We start from the raw sequence: 26,006 nt of genomic DNA, 5'->3' as shown, positions 1-26,006 counted from the left end.
GCATCACAAATTTAAAAATCATATAAAATATATATCATGAGTGTTTTAGTTAACAAAGATTCTAAAATAATTGTTCAAGGATTTACAGGAAGTGAAGGTACTTTTCACGCTTCTCAAATGATTGAATACGGGACAAACGTTGTAGGTGGTGTAACTCCGGGAAAAGGTGGTTCAATTCACTTAGATCTTCCTGTTTTTAATACCGTTAAAGATGCTGTTGAACAGGCAGGTGCTGATACTTCTATTATTTTTGTACCACCAGCTTTTGCTGCTGATGCAATTATGGAAGCTGCTGATGCAGGAATTAAAGTAATTATTGCAATTACTGAAGGTATTCCTGTTGCAGATATGATTAATGCTAACAACTACGTTAAAGAAAGAAACGCAAGATTAATAGGCCCTAACTGTCCTGGTGTAATCACTCCGGGTGAGGCTAAAGTTGGAATTATGCCAGGTTTCGTTTTCAAAAAAGGAACTATCGGTATCGTTTCTAAATCAGGTACTTTAACTTACGAAGCTGCTGATCAGGTTGTAAAACAAGGATTAGGAATCACTACTGCTATTGGTATTGGCGGAGACCCAATCATTGGAACAACTACTAAAGAAGCAGTTGAATTATTAATGAATGACCCTGAAACTGAGGCAATTATCATGATTGGTGAAATTGGTGGACAATTAGAAGCTGATGCTGCTAAATGGATTAAAGCTGATGGTAACCGCAAACCTGTAATTGGTTTTATCGCCGGAGAAACTGCTCCTGCTGGTAGAACTATGGGACATGCCGGTGCTATTGTTGGAGGTTCTGACGATACTGCTGCTGCAAAAAAACAAATCATGAGAGACAACGGAATTTACGTTGTGGATTCACCAGCTGAAATTGGTAAAAAAGTAAAAGAAGTTTTAGGTTAATCTCTAAAACCGAATTTTAAATATATTAAGCCTCACATTTGTGGGGCTTTTTTAGTATAAAACAGAATTAAAGAAATACATTTGCACGCAATTAAAATCAGTGCTGCTGATTTTATAGAAATAAATTCAAAAAAGATTACTATGTATAAAGAATTAGAAGGATTCAAAGTAAAAAATCAGTTTTCATTAACCATAGAAGACAACTTAGAAGAAGTGTGTAATGCTACTGAAGGTTCAGGTGTGTTTTTAGTTTATGATGTTGCTGAAGCAAAAGAATTAATCATGGTAGGTTCTACAGGAACAGTACAAAATGATGGTACTTTGAAAACTAAAAATGGCGGATTGTATGATAAAATTGTAAACGGTCATCAATTTGCTAAAACAGGAAGAAAATATTCCTGGCCTGCACAAATGAAAAAAGAAGACATCAGCCGCTTAGAAGTGGTTTGGTATGAAACCTATAATGAAAATGAAAAAGTGATTCCTACGTTTGTTGAAGCACAGGTTTTACAAAACTTTTTAAGCGAAAACGCTAAATTGCCAAGATGGAATGTAGCTTTCTAGTTCATTTTCAGTAAAATAAATCTATATTAAGATTAGCCTTGCTTCGGTAAGGCTTTTTTTATGACATAAATTTTATAAAACAGCTAAATCGTTTATATTTGTAACTCGATTTAGAAAATAAACTTATATCACAATATGAAATTACTTGAAGGAAAGGTAGCCATTATTACAGGCGCAAGTCGCGGAATTGGTAGAGGAATTGCCGAAGTTTTTGCAAAACACGGTGCTAATGTGGCTTTTACTTACAGCGCATCTGCTGAATCAGCTTTGGCTTTAGAAAATGAATTAAATGCATTAGGAGTTAAAGCAAAAGGCTATAAGTCAAATGCAGCTGATTTTGACGAAGCACAAACTTTAGTAGATACTGTTTTGGCTGATTTTGGAACAGTAGATATTTTAATTAATAATGCCGGAATCACTAAAGACAATTTATTAATGCGTATGTCAGAAGCTGATTTTGATCAGGTAATTGATGTGAATTTGAAATCGGTTTTTAATATGACTAAAGCCATTCAAAAAACATTTTTGAAAAAACGTGCCGGTTCCATTATCAATATTAGTTCAGTAGTAGGTGTTTCAGGTAATGCCGGACAAACAAATTATGCTGCCTCTAAGGCTGGTGCAATCGGGTTTACAAAATCAGTAGCTTTAGAATTAGGTTCCCGTAACATTCGTTGTAATGCTATTGCTCCGGGATTTATTGAAACGGAGATGACTGCTAAATTAAGCGAAGATGTTGTAAAAGGCTGGAGAGAAGGTATTCCGTTAAAACGCGGTGGAACTACTGAAGATGTAGCAAATGCTTGTTTGTTCTTAGCTTCAGACATGAGTGCTTATGTTACCGGACAAGTATTAAATGTTTGCGGAGGAATGCTTACTTAATAAAAAGTATTCAGTAGTCAGATTGCAGTATTCAGCGAATACGAAAAGTTGATTACTGGCCACTATAACTGATTACTGATCACTGGTAAATATGACAACTAACACCATTCTGCTTATTATTCTTTCTTTAATAGTAGCTGCTGTGTTGTCTTATTTTCAATATTATTACAAAGCCAAGAGTAAATTAACTTTTAATTTACTCTTGGCTTTTTTGCGTTTTTTAGGCATTTTTGGATTGTTATTGTTGTTGATTAATCCGTTAATCACTTCTAAAACAACTGTTACAGAAAAACCGATTCTGGCTGTTGTCGTGGATAATTCCAGTTCTGTCATTAATTTAAAAGCTGATAAAACAGCAACCGAATTACATTCTAAACTGGTATCAAATAATGATTTAAAGGAAAAATATACGATTCAATCTTATCAGTTTGACTCGGATTTTTTGCCTTTTCAGCAATTAGATTTTAAAGGAAAGCAAACTAATTTAGATGCTGTTGCAAAAGATTTAAAAGCCACTAACCGCAATTATTCTTTTCCAACCGTACTTATTAGTGATGGAAATCAAACCTCGGGGAATGATTATGTATACAGTTTTGATATTTCCAATAAAGTTTTCCCTGTTATTCTGGGAGATACAACGAAAGTTTTGGATTTAAAAATCAACCATCTGAATGTAAATAAATACGCTTTTCTAAAAAATCAATTCCCGGTTGAAGTTTTTCTGCAATACTCCGGTACAAAAAGCATCACAGCTGATTTTCAAATTTCGCAGGGAAATTCCGTTTTAAATAAACAACGTGTTTCTTTTTCTCCAACAAAAAATACAGCCGTTATAAACGTACTTTTGACTGCCCATAAAACAGGAACGCAATTATACAAAGCAAGTTTGATTTCAAATGAAAAAGAAATAAACAGCTATAATAACCATAAAAATTTTGCTGTAGAAGTAATTGATCAAAAAACAAATATTGCTATAATTTCATCGATAAATCATCCGGATATTGCTACTTTAAAACGAGCAATTGAATCTAATGCACAGCGTAAGGTAACTATTTTTAATCCAAAACAAATCAATCAGTTAACAGATTATAATGTTTTGATTCTGTACCAACCTACATCCGAATTCAAATCTATTTTCGATTCAAATAAACATGCCGGAATTAACACCTTTATCGTTACCGGTACGCATACTGATTTTGGTTTTTTAAACCAGCAACAAAGCAATTTAGAATTTAAAATGACTGCGCAAAAAGAAGATTATTTAGCCGGATTTAATTCGCAATTCAATCTTTTTGCTCTTGATAATATTGGTTTCGAAATTTTTCCGCCTTTGCAAAATCCGTATGGAAAAATCAAAACCAATGGAAATACCAGTGTGTTACTTTCTTCAAAAATCAGAAACATGGAAAGCGGAGCGCCTTTGCTTGCTTTTAGCGAAAATCAAGGAAGTCGTTCAGTCTTTTTGTTAGGAGAAAATAGCTGGAAATGGCGTATGGAAAGTCATATTAAAGAGGAATCTTTCGCGAAATATGATGTTTTTATGGATAAAATTATTCAGTTTTTAGCGAGCAATAACGCTAAAAAATCGTTGATTGTTAACCATGAAAGTTTCTATAATTCAGGCGATGCTATCGAAATTACAGCACAATATTTCAACAAAAATTACGAATTTGATGACAAAGCCCATTTGAGTATTTCATTAATTAATTCGAAAACTAAAAAAACTAAAACTTACGATTTACTGAAAGGGAATAACGCTTACAAAGTAAATTTAGACGGTTTACCAGCGGGAACTTATAATTTTACAGTAAAAGAACTGAACTCAAAATCAAGCTATTCCGGTCGTTTTGAAATATTGGATTTTGATATCGAAAAACAATTTGTAAATCCTGATTTGGATAAATTGAAACAATTAGCCACATTGACTCAGGGAAAAGTTTATTTTCCGAATCAGACAGATGATTTAGTTCAATCTCTTTTAGCCGATCAAAGTTATAAAACAATTGAAAAAAGTAATATTAGCCGTTCCCCGTTAATTGACTGGAAATGGCTATTGGTTTTAATTTGTAGTTTTTTTGCTGCTGAATGGTTCATTCGAAAATACAATGGTTTATTATAATCCGTTTTAAATTTTAATACAAAAAGATTTCTCTTGAATAAAAAATCAAATATTTTTCCTGAAAACGGAATCTTTAATCTCGAAAAACACAGTAAAACACAACAAATCATTTTTGTTAGTTTACTCATTTTTTGCCTGACAGGAATCATAACTCCGCCCATTGCATTGTTACTTGGATTACTGGTGGCTAATATTTCAGGACATCCCTGGTTGCATTTAAATCATAAAATAATTCATGTTTTACTTCAGGTTTCGGTAGTTGGGTTAGGTTTCGGAATGAATGTTTCTAATGCTCTGCTTTCGGGAAAAGAAGGCTTTTTACTAACTGTGGCTACTTTATTCAGTACTATTTTACTGGGAACATTATTAGGAAAATGGTTTAAAACCGATAAAAAAACCTCTCATTTAATTTCGTGCGGAACTGCCATTTGCGGAGGCAGTGCTATTGCAGCTATTACTCCGGTTATTAAATCAGACGAAAAACAGACATCAGTAGCCTTAGGTGTTATTTTTATTCTGAATTCCATTGCTTTGTTTTTGTTTCCTGCAATTGGTCATTGGCTTAGTTTATCTCAGGAAGATTTTGGATTGTGGTGTGCCTTAGCCATTCACGATACAAGTTCGGTAGTAGGAGCAGCTAATAAATATGGTTCTACAGCTTTGCAAATTGCAACTACCGTAAAATTGGCGCGTGCTTTATGGATTATTCCAGTTGTTTTGTTAACGAGTTTTTTGTTTAAGAATAAGACAAGCAAAATTAAAATCCCTTATTTTATAGGGCTTTTTATCTTGGCTATGGTCTTAAATACTTATGTTCCTCAATTGACAACTGTAACGCCTTATATTGTTGCTGTTGCAAAAATAGGTCTAACGGTTACTTTATTTTTTATTGGTTCAGGTCTTAGTAGTTCAGTATTACTGGCTGTTGGAATAAAACCCTTAATACAAGGAATCTTGTTGTGGGGATTTATTGCATCTTTGTCGTTAATTGCTATTTTATATTTGAATTAAATTTAAAATTTCTGTCTTTCGTATTTCTTTTTCTTCAAAACATCTGAGGCAGTCTGATAAAAAGAAATTGCGTCATTTACTAAGTCAATTCTTTCTTTTTTCATTGGTTTTTCATCATAATACAACTGACAATCGGCTTCTATACCTTCTTTTGGTTTCAAAATCAATTCATATTGTTTTACTTGTTGCTTAGGCGAAAGGATGGTTAAAACATTGTCTTTTATCAAACCTAAATCCTGATAGGTAGCAATTAAGGCTCTTGGTTTGTAGTCCTTATTCAATACATCCTGTCCGAAAAATTTAGATTGGTAATTGAAGTTCAGTAATCCAAACAAAGTAGGCATAAGGTCAATTTGCGACATCAGTTGGATATAATGCTTTGGTTTTACAAATCCGGGTGCATAAATCATCGCCGGAATTCGGTATTTATCTAGGGGGAGTTTTGTTTTTCCTGCGCTGGAAGCACAATGATCCGCAACAATTACAAAAACAGTATTCTTAAACCAAGGTTGTTTTTGAGCCATCGAAAAGAATTTTTTCAGGGCGTAATCGGTATATTTTACGCCCCCATCACGGGATTTAGCGTCTCCGGGAATATCAATTTTATTGTTGGGATACGTAAAAGGTCTGTGATTACTTACCGTCATCCAGTGATTGAAAAAAGGTTTTCCTGATTGAGCTTCGGTATTCATGATTTGAATAGCTTTATTTACCATATCTTCATCACAAACACCCCAAATATTGGAAAAAGTAATTTCTTCGGGTTGGAAACTTTTTTTGTCTACGATATTATAATTGTTTCCACTAAAAAAATCTTCCATATTATCAAAAAAAGCATCACCTCCATACAGGTATTTTACCTGATATCCTTTAGATTTAAAAACACTTCCCGTAGAGAATTTGTGTTTATTGTCTTTTCTTTTTACCACACTTTCCCCTGCTGTAGGAGGAAGACATAAGGTAACTGCTTCAAGTCCTCGAACGGTTCTGTTTCCTGATGCATATAAATTAGTAAAAACTAAGCTTTTTGTAGCTAAATCATCTAAAAACGGAGTGATGTTTTTATCATTTCCGTACATTTTCATAAAATCAGCACTATAGCTTTCAATTGTAATCAAGACTACGTTCTTGTGTATTTCAGCACTTTTAGACTGAATTTGTCTAGCGGTTGAAAAATTTATAATGTGAGGAATTTGTCTTGCTAATAACTCGTAAACTTTATTTTCAGGTAAGGTTTTGTAGAATTTAAAATAATCTAATTCACTGTTTTCATATGCCAGATAAAAGCGATAAATCCCGTTTGCCTGTAATTCATTAGTGAAAACATTTGTTGCATTCTCTGCTTTAGCTAAATTAGGAACAGCCCAAAGTGAAATACTGAACAACAGAAAATAAATAAAAGTGATTTGGATTTTTTCAAAAACAGAAGGAATTTTTTCGATATAAATCTTTGATCTTTTGATGATAAAATAAGTAATAATCCCTGCTATTAAAAATAAAGTAGTAAAAATGGGAATCACAGGATATGATTCCATGATATTTCCAATGACTTCATTGGTGTAAACCAAATAATTAACAGCAATAAAATTGTATTTCACTCCAAATTCATTCCAGAAAAAGTATTCGCTTATGGCATTTTGTAAAATTAAAACAACATATAAGAACATTACAAAAGCAAATAACCCATACCGGATTTTATCCCGTTTTCCGGGTAAAAAAAGTAATAAAGAGAATAAAAATGTTTTGATTCCAATGAAAATTAAACCAACTTTAGCTAAACCTCCGCCGTATTCAGTAAGTATGGATTTTCCGGATAAAATGTATAAAAATAGTGCTACTAATAATCCTAAATAAATGTATCCAAAAGGTTTCTGATATTTTGCATTAGAAATAAAAATAAGGTACAGCCATAAAAAACTACTAATAGGTATAAAAACAAAAATATCAGAAACAAGGCCTAATGAAAGAATTTTTGTAATTTCTATTCCTGAAAAAGAAGATTGTGTTATGGGATGAAAAAGGAGCAGTATTCTTAATCCTAAACTTAGTAACAGGTACAAGAATGCTAAATAAAAAAACGAGTTGAGTTTTCTGAAAAAAGACATTATTTTTTATTTCAAAAGTACTTTCAACTTTGTTTTTTTTGCTTAAGATTGATTTAGTATTTACTTAAGATTTGCTTAAGTTATAAAATTAAGATTGCCTTAAAATAACTTCTTATAAATCATTAATATTAATAAATGAAATACTTTTGGGGTATAAATTAAATGTTATAAAATGAAAAAGAGATTTTTATTATTATTTCTATTGCTAAGTTCAATTGGATTTGCTCAAAATTGGCAAACTAATTTTGATGATGCCAAAGCTCAGGCTTTAAAGGAAAATAAAAACATCCTTCTTGTTTTTTCGGGTTCTGATTGGTGTGCTCCTTGCATCCGGCTGGATAATGTAGTTTGGAAATCAGAAGCTTTTAAAAATGAATCCGATAAAAACTGGGTGATCTATAAAGCTGATTTTCCCAAAAAGAAAACCAATCAACTAACTGCTGAACAAGCAGAAAATAACAAAAAACTGGCTGAAAAATACAATCGCAACGGAAGCTTTCCATTGGTTATTCTTTTAAACAAAAATGAAGAATTAATAGGAATGACAGGTTTTAAAAATATCTCCGCTTCAGATTATATTCAACTGCTTCATTCATTGGAAAAATAATGAAAAACATCATCTGTTTACTTTTTTTTAGCTTAAGCTTTATTTCTTTTGGACAAATTACACATAAAAGAAAATTATCGATGCTGGGTAGTCCATTTGAAATGACAGTGGTTGCCAAAGATACAATTCAGGCAGATTTTTATATCGATATGGCAGTAGCTGAAGTTAAACGAATTGAAAATTTAATTTCTGATTGGATTCCGGGTTCACAAATTTCTAATGTTAATAATAATGCAGGAATTAAAGCAGTCAAAGTAGATAAAGAAGTATTTAATTTAATAGAAAGGGCTATTAAAGTCTCCCAAATTACTTCCGGAGCATTTGATATTTCCTATGCATCGATGGATAAAATATGGAAATTTGATGGCAGTATGACAACAATGCCATCAGAAGAGGCAATCAAAAATTCGGTTTCTAAAATTGGATATAAAAAAATCATTCTCAATGCTAAGGAGCAAACAGTATTTCTTAAAATGGAAGGAATGAAGCTGGGACTTGGCGGAATAGGGCAGGGTTATATTGCAGATAAAGTTAAAGAATTACTTAAAAATAAAGGTTGCCTGTCAGGTATTGTGAATGTTTCAGGAGATATTAATGCCTGGGGAAAACAAACTAACGGAAAACCCTGGACAGTTGCGATTGTCAATCCAATGAATAAAAATAAAATTTTTGCTACTTTTTCACTCGATGACAGTGCTGTAGAAACATCTGGCAGTTATGAAAAATATGTCATTTTTAATGGTATCCGCTATGCACATATCATAGATCCCAGAACAGGTTACCCTGCTCAAGGTGTGGTAAGTGTTTCCATTTTTGCCAGGCAAACTGAAATTGCTGATGCTTTGGCCACAGGCGTTTTTGTTTTGGGAGTAGAAACAGGACTGGATTTAGTCAATCAATTAAAAGGGATTGAGTGTATAATTGTGGATGACAAAGGCGAAATACATACTTCTAAAAATATTGATATTAAAAAATTTAACTAAATGAGAAAAATAGTAATTGGTCTGTTGGTTTTATTTTGTTTGCAAGCTTGTTCAGCTGTAAAAGAATATGAAAAAATAGCCATTAATGATCCGGATATGAAATTATCAGCAAGGACATCTGAAAGATTTGAAACTACTTTTCAAGTGTACAGAGAGGCATCGGCTGGAGCCAATGGTGGTAAAACCGGCGGAGGCTGTGGCTGTAATTAATTCTAAAAAAGATATAATAAATCCAATTTTTGTATGAAAAGAATAGCATTCATATTATTTCTTTTTTCTGTTTTTTCAGGTATTGCACAAGAAAAAGAAGCTACCGAAGTGGGCTTCAAAAAAAGAGTTTTAGAAACTACTGAAGTTGACTTTTTGTCTAGTTATTATCAGCAAGACGGAATTCATTCGGCAGTTTCAGGAGGAAGCGGTACAGAAAACTTAAGCGATGTAACGGCTGCAATTGTGGTAGCGATGCCCTTGAGTGATGATGAAATATTAACTGCTGATGTAGGTATATCTGCTTATTCCTCAGCTTCATCCAGTAATATTAATCCATTTGATACTCAAAACCCAACTCCCTGGCAGTCCAGTTCAGGAGCCTCACAATCTGATCAATTAGCTACTTTAGCATTATCCTATTCAGCCAGTTCAGATGACAGAAATACAATCTGGAATGCTCATATTTCTGCTTCAAAAGAATATGATTATTCTTCGCTTGGTTTTGGTGGTGGAATAACCAAAGAGTTTAATGATAAAAATACTGAACTGAGTCTTTCGGCAAGTGCTTATTTAGATACCTGGAAACCTATATATCCTAAAGAATTACAGGATTTTAAAGATAATGGTAATAATTTAAACGGAGGAATCTTTAATTATTTTACCATTACAGGAAATACAAGTTATAATCCTGCTCAGTTTACATTTCATCAGGATAAAAACAGAAATTCCTATTCTGTTTCTCTAAGCTTGTCACAAATTATTACCAAAAAACTACAGCTTTCTGTATTTTTAGATATTTTGCAACAGCAGGGATTGCTTTCTACACCTTATCAAAGAGTATATTTTAAAGATATTAATCCGTCTTTTATCAATGATTTTCAGCTGGCAAATGATATTGAACGCTTGCCTGATAGTCGTTTTAAAGTACCTATTGGGGCAAGATTGCATTATTACATTAATGAGCGAATGGTATTACGAACATATTATCGGTTTTATTCTGATAATTGGGGCATCCAGTCCCATACCGCGAATATTGAATTACCTGTAAAAATTAGCAGTAAGTTTACTGTTTTCCCTATGTATCGTTACTATATTCAAACAGCTTCCGATTATTTTGCACCAATAAATACGCATTTATCAACAGAGAAATACTACACTTCTGATTACGATTTATCTTCTTTTGATGCCAATCAATATGGTTTTGGAATTAATTATACTGATATTTTCACAAATGCTAAAGTCTGGAAACTGGGCTTGAAAAATATAGATTTCAGATATAATCATTATGACAGAAGTGACGGCTTACAAGCAGATATCATATCTTTAGGAATTAAATTTATAATGCAATAAGATGAAAATTCTAATAGTAGAAGATGAAATAGGAATTGCTAATTTTCTCCAACAAGGTTTAGAGGAGGAAGGTTACACGGTCGAGGTTGCTAATGATGGTGAGGCTGGACTGGAAAAAGCTTTAAATCAAAAGGCAAATATCATCCTTCTGGATTGGATGTTACCTAAAATGACTGGTCTCGAAGTTTGTAAAGCTATTAGAATTCAGGATAAAACAACTCCCATTCTTTTTTTAACTGCCAGAGATACCATCCAGGAAACTATTGAAGGACTCCAGGCAGGTGCTAACGATTATATCAAAAAACCATTTAGTTTTGATGAATTAATCGAAAGAATAAAAGTACATTTTAGAAATCAAACTGAAACAGAAATATTGAGATTAGGCACAATCGATATAAATCTGGCAAAACATCTTGTCATTAGTAATAAAGAGGAAATTCATCTTACTCAACGAGAGTTTGAATTACTTTGTTATTTGGTTCAAAACAAAGGAAAAGTCTGCACACGTACTCAGATTATAGAGGATGTCTGGAATATTCATTTTGAATACGATACGGGTGTTATAGATGTTTTTATTAATTCCATTCGTAAAAAATTAAATTTAAATAAAGACGAAGAATTAATAAAAACTATTAGGGGAGTTGGCTATATTGCTAATGATTTAAACTAAATGCTATGTTTTCATTTTCATTCAAAAACAGAATTGCTTTTTATTATATCATTAGTACCGGATTACTGGTAGGAGTCGTTTTTTTTGTAATATATCATGTTATTAATCATAGTGTAAATAGTCACATTAATGAAGATATTACAGATGAAGTCAATAAGCATTTAGAAGAAATTGAGTTTGACCCTAATGAAACGTATTTAATTCAAGTGGACGAATGGCGGGAACGAGAACACAATACTGTAAATGTGAATCCGGTTTTTGTACAATTTTTAGATATTAACCATCAATTAATTGATAAATCTCCCAATTTAAAAGGACTGCAACTTAAAATGTATTCCACAAAATTAAACAATCAATTTATTGACACTTACCTGAATAAAAAACCCATAAGACAAATTCAGGTTCCGCTTCTAAACAAAAATAAAGTAACCGGGTACTTATTTATTGCCATGTCGCTGGATGATGCAACAATGATTTTAAATAATTTAAGAGAAACACTCTTAATTGCTTTTCCGTTAATATTACTGTTACTTTTCCTCATTGCAAGATTGATTGCCGGAAGAAGTATCAGTCCGGTAACTCTAATTACAGAAATTTCAAGCAAAATTACTAAAGACAATCTCAAAGAACGGATTGTTTTACCGCAAAATAAAGACGAATTGTATATACTATCCAAGACTATAAATGACTTATTGGATCGAATTGAAAATGCGGTGGAGAGAGAAAAACAATTCACCTCAGATGCTTCTCACGAGCTGAGAACTCCATTAACTGTTCTTAAAGGAACATTAGAAGTCCTGATTAGAAAACCCCGTAATCAGCAAGAATATCAGGATAAAATTAATTATTGTATTTCTGAAGTTAATCGGTTGAATCATCTGGTGGATCAATTGCTGTTATTAGCCAGATTTGAAAATCAAAACCAAACACTTAAAATAGAAAATGTAGCCTTAAATAGTGTTGTTCTCGAAGTTATTTCAAGGTTTTCGACTGTTATAGACGCGAAAAAAATTAAAATTAAAACGGAATTCACTAAAAACAGTTTAGTAAATACAGATCCTTATTTACTGTCTATTATTTTGACTAATTTGATTTCGAATGCAATCAAATATTCAGATTCTGACACAGTCTTAATTATTAAATTATATAAAGAAAATAATACAATTAAATGTGCTATTATTGATGAAGGGATAGGAATTGCTGAAGCTGATTTAGAAAAAATATTCCATCAGTTTTATCGCTCTGACTCCATAAGTCATCCGGAAATTAAAGGAACAGGATTAGGCTTATCTATTGTTCGAAAATTATGTACTTTGCTAAATATTGAAATTGAAATTTCGAGTAAAGAAAATAGTGGCACACAAGTTATCTTAAGTTTTCCTTTTACTAATTAATATTTTTAAAATGGATATAAAGAAGCTAAAAAATCAATTGCAGACTGAAGTAGATACTGCTTTTCTTTACCAGAATATTGCCAGCATTCAAAGTGATCCAAATTTGAGTAAAGTTTTGTATGGTTTGGCCGAAATAGAAAATAGCCATGCTGATCACATTCTTTCCAAAATAAAATCTATGGAGAAAAGTTACAAAATGCCACAAGCTTCCACAAGAGCTAAATGGCAGCTAAAAGCTGGAAAATATTTTGGTTACGGCAGTATTATCAGTAGTTTGTCTAACATTGAAAAAGAATTTGCTGAAAATGCCATAAAACACAAAAAAGTTAAAGGAATTAAAGCGTCTGGTTTTGAACACAATCATTTGAATATTATTGAAGCTGTTAGTCAAAATGAAGCTCTGAATGTTTCAGGAGGTTTATTGTCTAAATTTGAAAGCCGTCATAAATCAGTTGGAGGTAATGCTTTACGTGCTGCCGTTTTAGGGGCTAATGATGGTTTGGTTTCTAATATGAGTCTGGTTATGGGAGTTGTTGGAGCTGCGGTTTCCAATAATACAGTACTGTTAACCGGAATTGCAGGACTTTTGGCAGGATCAATTTCGATGGCATTAGGCGAATGGCTATCGGTACAAAGTTCGAGAGAATTAAACCAACGCCAAATCGATTTAGAAATGGAAGAACTGGAAGCTTCTCCTGAGGATGAAAAGAAAGAGTTAGTCTTGCTCTATCAAGCCAAAGGAATGAATGCGGATGAAGCGCAAAAATTAGCTGAAAAAGCATTTGAAAATCCCGATACTGCGATAGATGCAATTATTACCGAAGAATTAGGAATTGATAAAGAAGAACTGGGTGGTTCAGCCTGGGAAGCAGCCATTGCATCATTTATTTTGTTTTCAATTGGAGCAATTATTCCGTTATATCCTTTTCTGTTTCTTGAAGGAGAAAAAGCAATTTTATTGAGCTTAGGAAGCTGTGTTATTGGTCTTTTTGGTATTGGCGCAGCGATTACTTTACTGACCGGGAAAGGAATTCTATTCTCAGGTTTCAGACAAGTTTTATTTGGTCTCGCTGCAGCTGCAGTCACTTACGGAATAGGTTCGTTAATAGGGGTTTCTTTAGCGGGTTAAAACAAAATTAATATAAAAAATAAGATTATTATGAACGACGCTCACTTACACATGTTGGTAAATCATTTTCCAATCGTTGGTACTATTTTAGGTTTGTTGGTTTTAATAGGAGGAATTTATTTTAAAAATATTCCTGTCAAAAACACCGCGTTTTTTTTATTTATAATTGCTGCCATTTTCGCAGTCTTTAGTATGGCTACAGGGGAAGGAGCTGAAGAATTAGTCGAAGATATGCCAAATATTGGTCACGAAATCATCCATAATCATGAAGAATTAGCGGAGAAATTTGCAATTATCATGTATTTACTGGGAGTTGTTTCTAGTATTGGACTAATAACCAATATCAAAAAACATTCTAAAGCCGGATTCTTTTCGTATGCTATTGCTATTATAGCTTTAGTTGCTGTATTCTTTTCTACAAAAGTAGGAACATCAGGAGGAGAGATTCGCCATACCGAAATTCGTTCTGAAAAAGCGTTTCAAAATCTTAATGTTGAAAGTCCGGAATAATTAATTAATAGAGTTGGAGTTTGAAATTCATCAAGATTAATTTTCCTTATTCCTGAAGAGTGTGATTTTGATGAATTTTAAAGAAATTTTTCATCCTTTAGGGATGGGGAAAAAGAAAATTTCTTTTTTAATAATTTCGACACATTTAGTTAAATTAAAAATTTGGTGGTAACTATTTTATCACTTATATTTGCAGCACAAAATTAAGATTAATACAAAATCATAATGTTATCAAATCAATTGCATCATCATCATTCACATTATTGCTCTCAGGCGATGTGTTAATGGTATGCGTGTAAGTCATCATATTAATAAACCCGTTTGAGTACATCAAACGGGTTTTTCATTGTGTGTTAAGTCCTTTGTACTCAAACACATTCAATAAAATATAAAAAAACAAAACAATGAGTACGCTAAAAATTGCAATTCAAAAATCAGGCAGATTAAACGAAGAAAGTATCCAGATTCTTAAAGATGCGGGAATTTCTATCAACAATGGTATTGATCAGTTAAAGGCCGAAGCTTCTAATTTTCCATTGGAAGTTTTGTATTTAAGAAACTCCGATATTCCTCAATATTTAATTGATGGAGTAGTAGATATTGCTATTGTAGGAGACAATTTATTGGTTGAAAAAGGAAAAAATATTGAAGTAATTCAAAAATTAGGTTTTTCTAAATGTAAAGTTTCTATTGCTGTACCAAAAACATTTGAGTACAATTCTATTCAGGATTTAGAAGGTTTGCGTGTTGCCACTTCGTATCCAAACACAGTAATTGATTATTGCAATTCAAAAGGAGTAACAGTTGATATTCACCAAATTTCCGGTTCGGTAGAAATTGCACCAAACATTGGCTTAGCCGATGCTATTGTAGATATCGTTTCCAGCGGAAGTACCTTGTTTAAAAACAATTTGAAAGAAGTAGAAGTAATCTTTAAAAGCGAAGCAGTTTTAGCCGTTTCTCCAAAAGTTTCTGCTGATTCTCAAAAAATCATTGATACCTTAAAATTCAGAATCGAATCGGTTTTAAGAGCCCGTAAATCAAAATATATTTTGATGAATGTGCCAAACGATAAAATAGAAGCGGTAAGTAGTATTCTTCCGGTTTTAAAAAGCGCGACAGTAATGCCATTAGCTCAGGAAGGCTGGAGTAGTGTGCACACGGTGATTGACAAAGATACTTTTTGGGAAGTTATTGACCAATTGAAAGCAGCTGGTGCCGAAGGAATTTTGGTTTGCCCAATTGAGAAAATGGTACTTTAAAAAGTTAGAAGTTAGAAGCTGGGAGTTAGAAGTATTCAAGTAATCGAATAATAACTGACACTTAACTCATAACTCATAACGCATAACTCACAAGAATGAACAAAATATACAATCCAACACCAGATACCTGGGTTTCTATTTTAGAAAGACCCACTAAAACGGTTAACGATATTGAGCAAACCGTAAAAGAAATTTTTACTGCTGTTCAAAAAGAAGGAGATGTGGCTGTAGCCAAATATACCAAGCAATTTGATGGTGTTTCATTTGAAAATATCGAAGTAACAGCTGCCGAAATCGACGCTGCAGTTGCTAGTTTACCAAATGATTTAAAAGAAGCGATTGCTTTGGCGAAAGCCAATGTAGAAAAGTTTCACGAAGCACAAAAAACAACTCGTGTTTCTGTAGAAACTGCTTCAGGCGTACAATGCTGGCAGGAAAAAAGACCTATTCAAAAAGTAGGTTTGTACATTCCTGGAGGAACGGCACCTTTATTTTCAACTGTACTAATGCTTGCTGTTCCTGCTAAAATTGCAGGTTGTGGCGAAATTGTTTTGTGTTCGCCTCCGGATAAAAACGGAAATATAAATCCTGCGATTTTGTATGCTGCTAATTTATGTGGTGTTACTAAAATCATCAAAGTAGGAGGAATTCAGGCGATTGCAGGAATGACTTTCGGTACACAAGCAATTCCTAAAGTGTACAAGATTTTTGGGCCCGGAAATCAATATGTAACGGTAGCCAAACAATTGGCAACGCAATTTGGTGTGGCAATCGATATGCCTGCCGGACCATCTGAATTACTAGTTGTAGCTGATGACACGGCTGTTCCAGCCTTTGTAGCTTCTGATTTATTGTCGCAAGCAGAACACGGAACGGATAGTCAGGTAATTTTAGTTTCAACTTCTAAAACCATGATGGATGCTGTTGAAAACGAAATCCAAATTCAATTAGAAGTACTACCTAGAAAAGCCATTGCCGAAAAAGCCATTGCCAATTCAAAACTGATTTTTGTCGAAAATGATGCTGTTGCATTAGATTTAATTAACGAATACGGACCGGAACATTTTATTGTTTGTACTGCAAATAATGATTTCTATGTAGATGGAATCCAGAATGCAGGATCTGTTTTTATAGGCAACTATACGCCAGAAAGTGCCGGAGATTACGCTTCAGGAACCAATCATACGTTGCCAACGAATGGTTATGCCAAGAATTACAGCGGAGTAAATCTCGATAGTTTTATGAAATCGATGACTTTTCAAAAAATATCTTCCGAAGGAATTCAAAACATTGGAAAAGCCATTGAAATTATGGCAGACGCCGAAGGTTTACAAGCGCATAAAAATGCAGTGAGTTTGCGTTTAGCTCAGATAGAAAAAGATAATAGAATATAGAAAAAAGATAATAGAAAGGAATCTGAACAACAGCTCAGTCTATGTTCTATTCTCTATTTTCTTTGCTCTTTTTAAAAAAAGAAAATGAAAAATTTCGATATAAATAATTTAGTTCGTGACAATGTTAAGGTGCTGAAGCCTTATTCGTCTGCACGTGATGAGTTTGAAGATTTTGATACTGCTAATATGGTTTTTTTGGATGCCAATGAAAATCCGTATCAAAATGGGGTTAACCGCTATCCGGACCCGCAACAAGCGAGTGTAAAAGTGGTTTTAGCCAAAAATAAAGGATTGAGTCCAAAGCAAATTTTGCTGGGAAATGGAAGTGACGAAGTACTGGATTTACTTTTTAGAGCTTTTTGTGAGCCAAAAGAAGACAATGTAATTTCCTTACCGCCTACTTACGGAATGTATGGTGTTTTGGCCAATATCAACAACGTAGAACACAAAGAAATATTGCTTTCTGAAAGTTTCCAACCAAGAGTGGAGGCAATTTTAGAAGCGGTAACGCCAAACACTAAAATCATCTTTTTGTGTTCTCCAAATAACCCAACAGGGAATTCTTTTACTACTGAAAGCGTAACAACAATATTGGAAAAATTCAATGGTTTTGTGGTAATTGACGAAGCTTATATTGACTTTTCTGAAAAGGCGAGTTGGTTAGCCAAATTGGATCAATATCCAAATCTAATCATTACACAAACTTTGTCTAAAGCGTATGGTTTGGCAGGAATTCGTTTGGGAATTTGTTATGGTTCAGCTGAAGTTATTGCGGTGTTGAATAAAATCAAACCTCCTTATAACGTAAACGAATTGACGCAACAAAGAGCTTTAGAAAGATTAAAAGATCAATCTAAAATTGATAGTGAAATAGCCTCAATTATAGCACAAAGAGAAGCTTTATTGCAAGTTTTAAATGAGGTTTCTTTTGTGGAAAAAATTTATCCAACGGAAGCGAATTTTATTCTAATAAAAGTTGATAATGCTAACAAAAGATATGATGAGTTAATTGCAAAAGGAATTGTAATCAGAAACAGAACCACACAACCACTTTGCGAAAATACTTTGCGCTTGACCATTGGAACGGAAGAGGAGAATATGAAGTTGATGGAGGCTTTAAAGGAATTGAAATAAAAAAACAGATCACCGATTATAATTTTTAAATCGATATAATCTGTAGTAAAATAAAAACAATAAATATAAAAAAATGAGAAAAATAATACTTTCAATTTTAATTTCGTTAGTGGTTACTTCATTTGTTTCGGCTCAAGAAAATTCACAAACCGGTAAAATTTATTTTTTGCGATCTACAGGTTTTCAAGGTTCTGCAGTGGCATTTAAAACTTTTATTGATGGAGAATTTGTATGCAGCCTGAATAATAAAAAGTATTCTATTCATGAAGTTCCTGCTGGTAAACATGAATGTTCAGTTCAATTTGGAGGAAAAAAATCAAAAGAAAAAGCGGAGAAATTCGAAGTTCAGGTAGAGCCAGGAAAAATTACTTATGTGCAACTGGTTTTTGAAACGGGTCTTTTTATTAATAATATTTATTGTGAAGAAGTAACTGAAAATACAGCAACACAAAAAATATCGAATATGGAAGAAGATACAAAATGTCTTTAAATTAAGATAGACTATATTAATTTACAAAATAAATGAAAAAAGTACTTTTTATAGATCGTGATGGAACGATTGTTTTAGAACCGGAAGGATACCAATTAGACAGCCTGGAGAAATTAGAATTTTATCCAAAAGCATTTCAATATTTGGCTAAAATTGCTAGCGAATTGGATTATGAATTAGCAATGGTTACTAACCAGGATGGTTTAGGAACGGAAAGTTTCCCTGAAGATACTTTTTGGCCAACACAGGATTTTATTCTGAAAGCGTTTCAAAATGAAGGAGTGCTTTTTGATGATATCTTCATCGACCGTTCTTTTCCGGAAGACAATGCGCCAACACGCAAGCCCCGTACAGGAATGTTGACGAAGTATATTGATAATCCGAACTACGATTTGGCAAACTCATTTGTTCTTGGTGACCGACTTACCGATATTGAATTAGCTAAAAACCTTGGTGCAAAAGCCATCTTCTTAAATACTACTGATGGAGCCGGAAGTGCCGAAATTAGTGCTAAAAGAGAAGAACTGGATGCTGTTATTGCATTGCAATCTACCGATTGGAAAACAATATATGAGTTCCTGAAATTAGAAGCACGCACTGCCTCAATTACCAGAAAAACACACGAAACAGATATCTACATCAAATTGAATCTGGACGGAACCGGAAAAAGCAACATCGATACAGGGATTGCATTCTTCGACCACATGCTGGATCAAATTTCACGTCATGGACAAATGGATCTTGACATTAAAGTAAAAGGAGATTTAGAAGTGGATGAACACCACACGATTGAAGATACTGCGATTGCTTTAGGTGAAGTCTATGCTAAGGCTTTAGGAAATAAATTAGGAATTGAGCGTTACGGTTTTTGTTTACCAATGGACGATTGTTTGGCACAAGTGGCCATCGATTTTGGTGGTAGAAACTGGTTGATCTGGGAAACCGAATTCAAACGTGAAATGGTGGGTAAAATGCCAACAGAGATGTTTTTTCACTTTTTCAAATCATTTTCTGACGGTGCAAAAGCCAATATCAATATCAAAGCGGAAGGCGATAACGAGCATCATAAAATTGAAGCGATTTTTAAAGCTTTCGCGAAAGCGATAAAAGTAGCGGTAAAACGTGACACCGAAAAAATGATATTGCCAAGTACGAAAGGAATGTTATAAAATAAAGTTAGAAATTAGAAGTGGGAGGTTCGAAACTTCCAACTTCTAACTTCTGACTTCTAACTTAGAATAATGAAAATAGTTATCATAAATTACGGAGCAGGAAACATTCAAAGCATTCTGTTTGCAATAGAAAGGCTTGGTTATTCGGCTGTGTTAACCAATAATCCTGAGGAAATCAAAGCAGCCGATAAAGTTATTTTCCCGGGTGTAGGTGAGGCAAGTTATGCGATGAAAATGCTTAAAGAAAGTGGATTAGACACTTTGATTCCAATACTTACTCAGCCTGTTTTGGGAATTTGTCTGGGAATGCAATTGATGTGTAAACATACTCAGGAAGGCAACACTGATGGTTTAGGGATTTTTGATGTAGATGTTATTAAGTTTACACCAAAAGTGAAAGTACCACAAATGGGTTGGAATACGATTTATAATCTAAAATCGGATTTGTTTAAGGAAATAGCTGAAAAAGAATACATGTATCTGGTTCACAGTTTTTATGCGCCATTATGTGAAGAAACCATTGCTACAACTGATTATGAATTACCTTATTCATCGGCCTTAGAAAATAAAAATTTCTTTGGAACACAATTTCACCCGGAAAAAAGTGGTGATGTGGGTGAACAAATTTTAAAAAACTTCTTACTTCTAACTCCTAACTTCTAACTTAACAATGAGAATAATACCAGCTATAGACATCATCGACGGAAAATGTGTTCGTTTATCGAAAGGGGATTACAATACCAAGATTATATACAACGAAAATCCGCTTGAAGTCGCTAAAGAGTTTGAAGCACACGGAATCGAATATTTACATTTGGTAGATTTAGACGGAGCCAAGTCCAGCCGAATTGTAAACCATAAAATATTGGAACAAATCGCGACGCAAACTAGTTTAAAAATTGATTTTGGTGGTGGATTAAAAGCAGATGCTGATTTAAAAATCGCTTTCGAAAGTGGAGCTAACCAAATCACAGGCGGAAGTATAGCTGTAAAAAACCGAGAAGTTTTTGAACAGTGGATTAGTACATTTGGAGCTGATAAAATTATTTTAGGAGCGGATGCTAATAACGAGAAAGTAGCCGTTTCTGGTTGGTTAGAAGAATCAAATGAAGATTTAGTTCCTTTTATTCAAAACTATCAGTCTAAAGGAATTGAATACGTAATTTGTACCGATATTGCTAAAGACGGAATGCTGGAAGGTCCAAGTTTTGACTTATACGCTAAAATTTTGGCACAAGCCAAAGGTTTAAAATTAATTGCTTCTGGTGGCATTTCTACTTTTGATGAATTGCCTAAACTGGCCGAAATAGGCTGCGAAGGAACAATAATTGGAAAAGCGATTTATGAAGGAAGGATTTCGTTGAAACAATTAGAAGGTTATATAATACAAGGTTAGAAATAAGAGGTTAGAAATTAGAAGTGAAAAAAGGTTAGAAATAAGAAGTTAGAGATTAGAAGTGGTTGGAATAGAAAATCATCGCTTCAAATTTATTTTTAACTTCGTACTTCTAACTTCTAACCTCTTATCTCAAATAACTTCTAACTTTAAAATTATGGCGCAAGATTTAAAAGCACGAACTAAAAAATTTGCAATTGATTGCGGTAAACTATGCAGAAATTTTCCTCATACAAGAGAATATAATGCCTACGTAAATCAATTAATAAGATGTTCTAGTTCCGTTGGTGCAAATTATAGAGCTTCTCAAAGAGGAAAGTCTACAGCCGATTTTATTAATAAATTAAAGATAGTTGAAGAAGAAGCAGATGAAAGTCATTTTTTTATTGAAATTTTATTGGAGCTATATGATTTGGGCGATGAAAATATAAAGAATGAAATGATAAGATTATGTAAAGAAGCAAATGAGCTGGTTGCAATAATAGTAGCCTCAATTAATACAGCAAAAAGTAAATTAAAGTAATTTTTTCTCGGTTATGGACTTCTAAATTCTAACCTCTAACCTCTAACTTTAAATAATGTTAACAAAAAGAATAATACCTTGTCTGGATATCAAAAACGGAAGAACTGTTAAAGGAGTTAATTTCGTAGATTTGCGCGATGCAGGTGATCCTGTGGAATTAGCCAAAATTTATTCGGATGAAGGTGCGGATGAATTGGTGTTTTTGGATATTTCAGCTACAGAGGAAAGAAGACGTACTTTGGTTGACTTGGTTCGAAAAGTAGCTGCAACCATTAATATTCCATTTACTGTAGGTGGTGGAATTTCGGCAGTTTCGGATGTGGAAGTGCTTTTGCAAAACGGAGCCGACAAGGTTTCTATTAATTCCTCGGCAGTAAAAAATCCGCAATTAATTAATGATTTGGCTCAGAAATTTGGAAGCCAATGTGTGGTAGTAGCGATTGATGCCAAACAAATTGATGGTGAGTGGATCGTGCATTTAGTAGGTGGAAAAGTGCCAACAGATATTAAGTTATTTGACTGGGCACAAGAAGTGGAGCAAAGAGGCGCCGGAGAAATCCTTTTTACCTCAATGAATCACGACGGAACTAAAAATGGATTTGCTAATGAAGCTTTGGCTAAATTGTCCGGTTTAGTTAACATTCCCATTATTGCTTCGGGAGGAGCAGGGAATATGCAACATTTTGCAGACACTTTCATCGAAGGAAAAGCGGATGCTGCCTTAGCTGCAAGCGTTTTCCATTTTAAAGAAATCGAAATCAAGGCTTTGAAAAAAGAACTTAAAAATAACAATATTGAGGTTAGAATTTAGAAATAAGAAGTCAGAAGTATTCATCTTCTTTCTTTTATTTCTAATTTCTAACTTCTAATCTCAAATTTTAAATTAATGGAAATAGATTTTTCAAGATTGGCACACGGATTAATTCCTGCCATTATTCAGGATAGTGAAACAAAAAATGTTTTGATGTTAGGATACATGAATGCCGAAGCGTATCAAAAAACAATCGAAACAGGAAAAGTAACTTTTTACAGCCGTTCAAAGCAGCGTCTTTGGACAAAAGGTGAAGAAAGTGGTCACTTTTTGAACTTGGTAGATGTCAAAAATGATTGTGATGAAGATACCTTGTTAATTCAGGCAAAACCTGTTGGCCCTACATGTCACACAGGTGCTGATACTTGCTGGCAAACTGCAAACGAAGAAAGCTACGGATTTATTTCGAATTTAGAAGACACTATCCAAAGCCGAAGAGAAAATGCCGATTCAGAGCAAAGTTATGTAGCTTCTCTTTTTGCAAAAGGAATTAATAAAATTGCACAAAAAGTAGGTGAAGAAGCTGTAGAAGTGGTTATTGAAGCTAAAGATGCAAACGATAATTTGTTTTTAAGCGAAAGTGCCGATTTGCTTTTCCATTATTTGATTTTATTACAAGCTAAAGGTTACAAACTTAATGATGTAATTAATGTTTTAAAGAGTCGTCAGAAATAGCAGCCTTATTTTGTGTTAATTATAGTGAAAACGAGTTTATAAGTGTCAAAAAACACTTTATAGACTCGTTTTTATTTTTCCACCAAAAACCAATCTGTTATATTTACATTGCTTAATAATTATTTATAATCAATACCTTATGATTTTTGATAAAACTCATTTTTCAAAAGAATTAATCGACAATAAAATAGAAACAGGATTGCATATTATACTTACTACTGACGAAGACGATTCCCGCCCTGTTTATATTTCCGGAAATTTTAATGACTGGCGTACTCAGGATAAAGAATTTATGATGGAAAAAGTGGGTACTGCTTTATACCATTATAAATTTACTCATGATTTTGATTATCCGGAAGTTTTATTATATAAATTCACTAAAGGCGACTGGAGCGCGGTAGAAATTGGTGCTAATGAAGAGCGAACAGAAAACCGTTCTACATCCAAACATACCGGTATTCAAAACGAACATGTTTTTCGATGGAGAAAGAACTGGATGCCGTTCAAACCTAACTTTTTGCCCCAAATTCAGCTGATTTCCGATGAATTCGAAATTCCGCAATTGAACACTACTCGTAAAGTCTGGGCATTATTACCCTATGATTATGATGCTTCTAGTGAAAATTATCCTGTCATGTATTTGCAGGATGCCCAGAATTTATTCAATGAAAATTCCGGATACGGCAATTGGGAAATTGATAAAAAATTAGCGGTAATGTCGGAATATAATGTTGGAAAAATCATCATTATAGCAGTTGAACATGCCGAAGAAGACCGCGTTAAAGAATACAATGTAGGGAAAACAGTTTTAGGAAAAGGCCGGGGAAAAAAATACATTAAATTTTTAGCAGAAACCTTAAAACCGTATGTAGATGCAAATTTCAGAACCAAAAAGGAAAGAGAATTTACAGGTATCGGAGGCAGTTCTATGGGCGGTTTAGTGAGTATTATTAGTGGTTTAAGATATCCTGAAATTTTTGGTAAATTGATGATTTTTTCACCTTCACTGTGGGTTGCTCCTAAAATGACGATTAAAAATTATGAGGACACCGGAAATACTAAAATCTATTTATACGCAGGAGGAGAGGAGAGTGCGACCATGATTGAACATGTGGAGACTTTTAAAAACCGAATGATTGAAAGTGAGTTTGTGACTGATAAAATGAAAATAAATCTTAGTATCAATAAGTTAGGAAAACACAATGAAACCTTTTGGAGTGACGAATTCCCTAAAGCAATAGAATGGCTATTTTTTAACACAAAAGACAATTAAATGATAACAACAAAAATTGAGAGTTTAGAAAATTTTTCAGGAACCGTATTAATTCCGGTTTTTGAAACTACTGCTAAAAATCTGATTCCTGTAAAATTTGATGGTATAGAAATTTCGTCTGCTGTTTTTTATGGTAAAAAAGACAGCAGCTATCTGACTCAAAAAGGGGGAAATTTATATTTGTTTATTGGCTTAGGAAAAAACATTGATTATAAGTCATTAAAAACCATATTCAGAAGAGTTTCACTTAAAGAGAAAGCACTTTTCAATAAAAAACTCTGCCTTTTTTTTCCGGAAGAGTTTGATGGAGAACAGGCCGAAGCCGCTATGTCAGGTTTGCTTTTAGGAACTTATGATTTAGGTCATTATAAAGAACAGGAAAAACATCCATTTTTAAAGGCTGATTTTGAATTAAATATATTAGCAGTTCAGGATTATTCTGTTTGGCTTAGCAAAGCAATAAAAATAGCCCGTGCCCAGTTAGAAACACTATCCTTAGTTGATTTACCGCCTAATAAAGTAACTCCTAAATACCTGGCATTATGGGCTCAGGATAAAGGTATTCAATACGGTTTTGATGTAAAAGTGCTGGGTCTGGAAGACGCTAAGAAAGAATATTTGGGTGCCTTTGTAGCTGTGGGAAGAGGCAGTGATAACGAAGCCCAGTTTGTAATTATGAATTACACGCCTAAAATTGCTCCTGCTTCATTAAAACATGTAGGACTTGTAGGGAAAGGAATTACGTTTGATACAGGTGGTCTGAATATAAAAACGGCTGGAATGGTACATATGAAGTGTGATATGGCTGGTGGCGCTGCTGTTTTTGGAGCCATGCAACTCATTGCCGATTTACAATTACCCGTACAAGTTACTGCTATTGTTCCCTGTGCCGAAAATGCAGTGGATAATAAATCATTTTTACCCAGTGAAGTGATTCATAGCTACAGCGGCAACTCCATTGAAATAATTGATACCGATGCCGAAGGCCGTCTGGTGTTAGCCGATGGATTGTCTTATTTAATTAAAAATTACAAACCGGAGTACATTATAGACATTGCAACCTTAACAGGGAGTAGTGTTGGGACTTTTGGGTACGAATGTGGTGCTTTGTTTACCAATAATGAATTTATTTCTAAAAAAATCCAGGAAGTCGGTACATCAATTGGTGAACGATTATGGCCGTTACCATTATGGGATGCTTACAAAAGTGATATTGAAAGTGATATTGCTGATGTAAAGAATTTTAGTGGAAAACCAGTGGCAGGAGCTATCAGTGCAGCTAAGTTTTTAGAGTTTTTTACTAAAGAACACAAGGCTTGGGCTCATTTAGACATTGCCGGAGTGGCATTTGGTGATGATGAATTTGCAAAAAGTAAACACGCAACTGCTTATGGTGTACATTTATTAACTAAATTCATAGAAAATTTATGAAT

26 protein-coding genes are annotated in these 26,006 nt (G+C 33.6%); 25 read left to right on the top strand and 1 reads right to left on the bottom strand.

Annotated elements, in window-relative coordinates:
* The first annotated feature begins 36 nt into the window (after positions 1-36).
* The 5 genes from sucD to BUB89_RS07105 all read left to right on the top strand — a co-directional run bounded on the left by sucD (position 37) and on the right by BUB89_RS07105 (position 5,485).
* Positions 37-909, top strand: coding sequence for a succinate--CoA ligase subunit alpha (sucD, locus tag BUB89_RS07125; protein WP_073243455.1), 873 nt, complete (start codon positions 37-39; stop codon positions 907-909).
* A gap of 141 nt (positions 910-1,050) precedes the next feature.
* Complete coding sequence (locus BUB89_RS07120) at positions 1,051-1,473, top strand: hypothetical protein (RefSeq protein WP_073243817.1); 423 nt, start codon at positions 1,051-1,053, stop codon at positions 1,471-1,473.
* A gap of 135 nt (positions 1,474-1,608) precedes the next feature.
* Positions 1,609-2,355 carry a 3-oxoacyl-[acyl-carrier-protein] reductase gene (gene fabG / locus BUB89_RS07115; protein ID WP_073243453.1) on the top strand — a complete coding sequence of 249 codons (747 nt, stop codon included), beginning with the start codon at positions 1,609-1,611 and terminating at the stop codon, positions 2,353-2,355.
* Positions 2,356-2,446: 91 nt separating this feature from the next.
* Entirely contained in the window at positions 2,447-4,474 is a 2,028-nt protein-coding gene (locus BUB89_RS07110) for a hypothetical protein (RefSeq protein ID WP_073243451.1), read from the top strand.
* A 51-nt stretch (positions 4,475-4,525) separates the two neighbouring features.
* The gene (locus tag BUB89_RS07105; RefSeq protein ID WP_073243815.1) at positions 4,526-5,485 is read left to right on the top strand and encodes a YeiH family protein; all 960 of its coding nucleotides are present in this window, start codon (positions 4,526-4,528) and stop codon (positions 5,483-5,485) included.
* Positions 5,486-5,487: 2 nt separating this feature from the next.
* On the opposite strand, the gene BUB89_RS07100 is transcribed toward BUB89_RS07105, so the two are convergent.
* Positions 5,488-7,590 carry an LTA synthase family protein gene (locus BUB89_RS07100; protein ID WP_073243449.1) on the bottom strand — a complete coding sequence of 701 codons (2,103 nt, stop codon included), beginning with the start codon at positions 7,588-7,590 and terminating at the stop codon, positions 5,488-5,490.
* A gap of 172 nt (positions 7,591-7,762) precedes the next feature.
* Between BUB89_RS07100 and BUB89_RS07095 the strand changes: the two genes are divergently transcribed.
* The 20 genes from BUB89_RS07095 (at position 7,763) to BUB89_RS07000 (ending at position 26,004) form a co-directional block, all read left to right on the top strand.
* Positions 7,763-8,197, top strand: a complete 435-nt coding sequence (locus BUB89_RS07095) for a thioredoxin family protein (protein WP_073243447.1) — start codon at positions 7,763-7,765, stop codon at positions 8,195-8,197.
* Positions 8,197-9,180 (top strand): FAD:protein FMN transferase, encoded by a 984-nt coding sequence (locus tag BUB89_RS07090; RefSeq protein ID WP_073243445.1) that lies wholly within the window; start codon positions 8,197-8,199, stop codon positions 9,178-9,180. The genes BUB89_RS07095 and BUB89_RS07090 overlap by 1 nt, the downstream gene beginning before the upstream one ends.
* On the top strand, positions 9,181-9,390 hold the full coding sequence (locus tag BUB89_RS07085; RefSeq protein ID WP_174799723.1) for a DUF4266 domain-containing protein: 210 nt from the start codon (positions 9,181-9,183) through the stop codon (positions 9,388-9,390).
* A 33-nt stretch (positions 9,391-9,423) separates the two neighbouring features.
* Positions 9,424-10,740 (top strand): DUF3570 domain-containing protein, encoded by a 1,317-nt coding sequence (locus BUB89_RS07080; RefSeq protein ID WP_073243443.1) that lies wholly within the window; start codon positions 9,424-9,426, stop codon positions 10,738-10,740.
* Position 10,741: 1 nt separating this feature from the next.
* Complete coding sequence (locus tag BUB89_RS07075; RefSeq protein ID WP_073243441.1) at positions 10,742-11,410, top strand: response regulator transcription factor; 669 nt, start codon at positions 10,742-10,744, stop codon at positions 11,408-11,410.
* 5 nt (positions 11,411-11,415) lie between these two features.
* Positions 11,416-12,804: a sensor histidine kinase gene (locus BUB89_RS07070; protein ID WP_073243439.1), complete on the top strand. Its 1,389-nt coding sequence runs from the start codon at positions 11,416-11,418 to the stop codon at positions 12,802-12,804.
* Positions 12,805-12,814: 10 nt separating this feature from the next.
* Complete coding sequence (locus BUB89_RS07065; protein ID WP_073243437.1) at positions 12,815-13,933, top strand: VIT1/CCC1 transporter family protein; 1,119 nt, start codon at positions 12,815-12,817, stop codon at positions 13,931-13,933.
* A 30-nt stretch (positions 13,934-13,963) separates the two neighbouring features.
* A complete protein-coding gene (locus BUB89_RS07060; RefSeq protein ID WP_073243435.1) occupies positions 13,964-14,443 on the top strand; it encodes a DUF2231 domain-containing protein in 480 nt (159 codons plus the stop codon).
* Between the two features lie 404 nt (positions 14,444-14,847).
* Positions 14,848-15,705, top strand: coding sequence for an ATP phosphoribosyltransferase (gene hisG / locus BUB89_RS07055; RefSeq protein WP_073243432.1), 858 nt, complete (start codon positions 14,848-14,850; stop codon positions 15,703-15,705).
* Between the two features lie 95 nt (positions 15,706-15,800).
* On the top strand, positions 15,801-17,099 hold the full coding sequence (gene hisD, locus BUB89_RS07050; RefSeq protein ID WP_073243430.1) for a histidinol dehydrogenase: 1,299 nt from the start codon (positions 15,801-15,803) through the stop codon (positions 17,097-17,099).
* An 84-nt stretch (positions 17,100-17,183) separates the two neighbouring features.
* Positions 17,184-18,233: a histidinol-phosphate transaminase gene (gene hisC, locus BUB89_RS07045; RefSeq protein ID WP_073243428.1), complete on the top strand. Its 1,050-nt coding sequence runs from the start codon at positions 17,184-17,186 to the stop codon at positions 18,231-18,233.
* Between the two features lie 73 nt (positions 18,234-18,306).
* Positions 18,307-18,723 (top strand): DUF2846 domain-containing protein, encoded by a 417-nt coding sequence (locus BUB89_RS07040; protein WP_073243426.1) that lies wholly within the window; start codon positions 18,307-18,309, stop codon positions 18,721-18,723.
* A 32-nt stretch (positions 18,724-18,755) separates the two neighbouring features.
* Positions 18,756-19,892: a bifunctional histidinol-phosphatase/imidazoleglycerol-phosphate dehydratase HisB gene (hisB, locus tag BUB89_RS07035; protein ID WP_073243424.1), complete on the top strand. Its 1,137-nt coding sequence runs from the start codon at positions 18,756-18,758 to the stop codon at positions 19,890-19,892.
* A gap of 72 nt (positions 19,893-19,964) precedes the next feature.
* Entirely contained in the window at positions 19,965-20,558 is a 594-nt protein-coding gene (hisH, locus tag BUB89_RS07030; RefSeq protein ID WP_073243422.1) for an imidazole glycerol phosphate synthase subunit HisH, read from the top strand.
* Between the two features lie 7 nt (positions 20,559-20,565).
* Complete coding sequence (hisA, locus tag BUB89_RS07025; protein ID WP_073243420.1) at positions 20,566-21,291, top strand: 1-(5-phosphoribosyl)-5-[(5-phosphoribosylamino)methylideneamino]imidazole-4-carboxamide isomerase; 726 nt, start codon at positions 20,566-20,568, stop codon at positions 21,289-21,291.
* A 157-nt stretch (positions 21,292-21,448) separates the two neighbouring features.
* The gene (locus BUB89_RS07020; RefSeq protein WP_073243418.1) at positions 21,449-21,814 is read left to right on the top strand and encodes a four helix bundle protein; all 366 of its coding nucleotides are present in this window, start codon (positions 21,449-21,451) and stop codon (positions 21,812-21,814) included.
* Between the two features lie 55 nt (positions 21,815-21,869).
* A complete protein-coding gene (hisF, locus tag BUB89_RS07015) occupies positions 21,870-22,625 on the top strand; it encodes an imidazole glycerol phosphate synthase subunit HisF (protein ID WP_073243416.1) in 756 nt (251 codons plus the stop codon).
* A 75-nt stretch (positions 22,626-22,700) separates the two neighbouring features.
* Entirely contained in the window at positions 22,701-23,300 is a 600-nt protein-coding gene (gene hisIE, locus BUB89_RS07010) for a bifunctional phosphoribosyl-AMP cyclohydrolase/phosphoribosyl-ATP diphosphatase HisIE (RefSeq protein ID WP_073243414.1), read from the top strand.
* A 139-nt stretch (positions 23,301-23,439) separates the two neighbouring features.
* On the top strand, positions 23,440-24,573 hold the full coding sequence (locus tag BUB89_RS07005; protein ID WP_073243412.1) for an alpha/beta hydrolase: 1,134 nt from the start codon (positions 23,440-23,442) through the stop codon (positions 24,571-24,573).
* Positions 24,574-26,004: a leucyl aminopeptidase family protein gene (locus BUB89_RS07000; protein WP_073243410.1), complete on the top strand. Its 1,431-nt coding sequence runs from the start codon at positions 24,574-24,576 to the stop codon at positions 26,002-26,004.
* The last annotated feature ends 2 nt before the right edge of the window (positions 26,005-26,006 follow it).

This window comes from Flavobacterium flevense (assembly GCF_900142775.1).
GTDB lineage: Bacteria > Bacteroidota > Bacteroidia > Flavobacteriales > Flavobacteriaceae > Flavobacterium > Flavobacterium flevense.
This window is presented reverse-complemented; position numbering and strand designations above follow the sequence as displayed.

Bases quoted from the DNA above. Each gene is read 5' to 3' on its own strand.
- sucD (WP_073243455.1), top strand. From the start codon at position 37: ATGAGTGTTTTAGTTAACAAAGATTCTAAAATAATTGTTCAAGGATTT.
- BUB89_RS07120 (WP_073243817.1), top strand. From the start codon at position 1,051: ATGTATAAAGAATTAGAAGGATTCAAAGTAAAAAATCAGTTTTCATTA.
- fabG (WP_073243453.1), top strand. From the start codon at position 1,609: ATGAAATTACTTGAAGGAAAGGTAGCCATTATTACAGGCGCAAGTCGC.
- BUB89_RS07110 (WP_073243451.1), top strand. From the start codon at position 2,447: ATGACAACTAACACCATTCTGCTTATTATTCTTTCTTTAATAGTAGCT.
- BUB89_RS07100 (WP_073243449.1), bottom strand. From the start codon at position 7,590: ATGTCTTTTTTCAGAAAACTCAACTCGTTTTTTTATTTAGCATTCTTG.
- BUB89_RS07095 (WP_073243447.1), top strand. From the start codon at position 7,763: ATGAAAAAGAGATTTTTATTATTATTTCTATTGCTAAGTTCAATTGGA.
- BUB89_RS07090 (WP_073243445.1), top strand. From the start codon at position 8,197: ATGAAAAACATCATCTGTTTACTTTTTTTTAGCTTAAGCTTTATTTCT.
- BUB89_RS07085 (WP_174799723.1), top strand. From the start codon at position 9,181: ATGAGAAAAATAGTAATTGGTCTGTTGGTTTTATTTTGTTTGCAAGCT.
- BUB89_RS07080 (WP_073243443.1), top strand. From the start codon at position 9,424: ATGAAAAGAATAGCATTCATATTATTTCTTTTTTCTGTTTTTTCAGGT.
- BUB89_RS07075 (WP_073243441.1), top strand. From the start codon at position 10,742: ATGAAAATTCTAATAGTAGAAGATGAAATAGGAATTGCTAATTTTCTC.
- BUB89_RS07070 (WP_073243439.1), top strand. From the start codon at position 11,416: ATGTTTTCATTTTCATTCAAAAACAGAATTGCTTTTTATTATATCATT.
- BUB89_RS07065 (WP_073243437.1), top strand. From the start codon at position 12,815: ATGGATATAAAGAAGCTAAAAAATCAATTGCAGACTGAAGTAGATACT.
- BUB89_RS07060 (WP_073243435.1), top strand. From the start codon at position 13,964: ATGAACGACGCTCACTTACACATGTTGGTAAATCATTTTCCAATCGTT.
- hisG (WP_073243432.1), top strand. From the start codon at position 14,848: ATGAGTACGCTAAAAATTGCAATTCAAAAATCAGGCAGATTAAACGAA.
- hisD (WP_073243430.1), top strand. From the start codon at position 15,801: ATGAACAAAATATACAATCCAACACCAGATACCTGGGTTTCTATTTTA.
- hisC (WP_073243428.1), top strand. From the start codon at position 17,184: ATGAAAAATTTCGATATAAATAATTTAGTTCGTGACAATGTTAAGGTG.
- BUB89_RS07040 (WP_073243426.1), top strand. From the start codon at position 18,307: ATGAGAAAAATAATACTTTCAATTTTAATTTCGTTAGTGGTTACTTCA.
- hisB (WP_073243424.1), top strand. From the start codon at position 18,756: ATGAAAAAAGTACTTTTTATAGATCGTGATGGAACGATTGTTTTAGAA.
- hisH (WP_073243422.1), top strand. From the start codon at position 19,965: ATGAAAATAGTTATCATAAATTACGGAGCAGGAAACATTCAAAGCATT.
- hisA (WP_073243420.1), top strand. From the start codon at position 20,566: ATGAGAATAATACCAGCTATAGACATCATCGACGGAAAATGTGTTCGT.
- BUB89_RS07020 (WP_073243418.1), top strand. From the start codon at position 21,449: ATGGCGCAAGATTTAAAAGCACGAACTAAAAAATTTGCAATTGATTGC.
- hisF (WP_073243416.1), top strand. From the start codon at position 21,870: ATGTTAACAAAAAGAATAATACCTTGTCTGGATATCAAAAACGGAAGA.
- hisIE (WP_073243414.1), top strand. From the start codon at position 22,701: ATGGAAATAGATTTTTCAAGATTGGCACACGGATTAATTCCTGCCATT.
- BUB89_RS07005 (WP_073243412.1), top strand. From the start codon at position 23,440: ATGATTTTTGATAAAACTCATTTTTCAAAAGAATTAATCGACAATAAA.
- BUB89_RS07000 (WP_073243410.1), top strand. From the start codon at position 24,574: ATGATAACAACAAAAATTGAGAGTTTAGAAAATTTTTCAGGAACCGTA.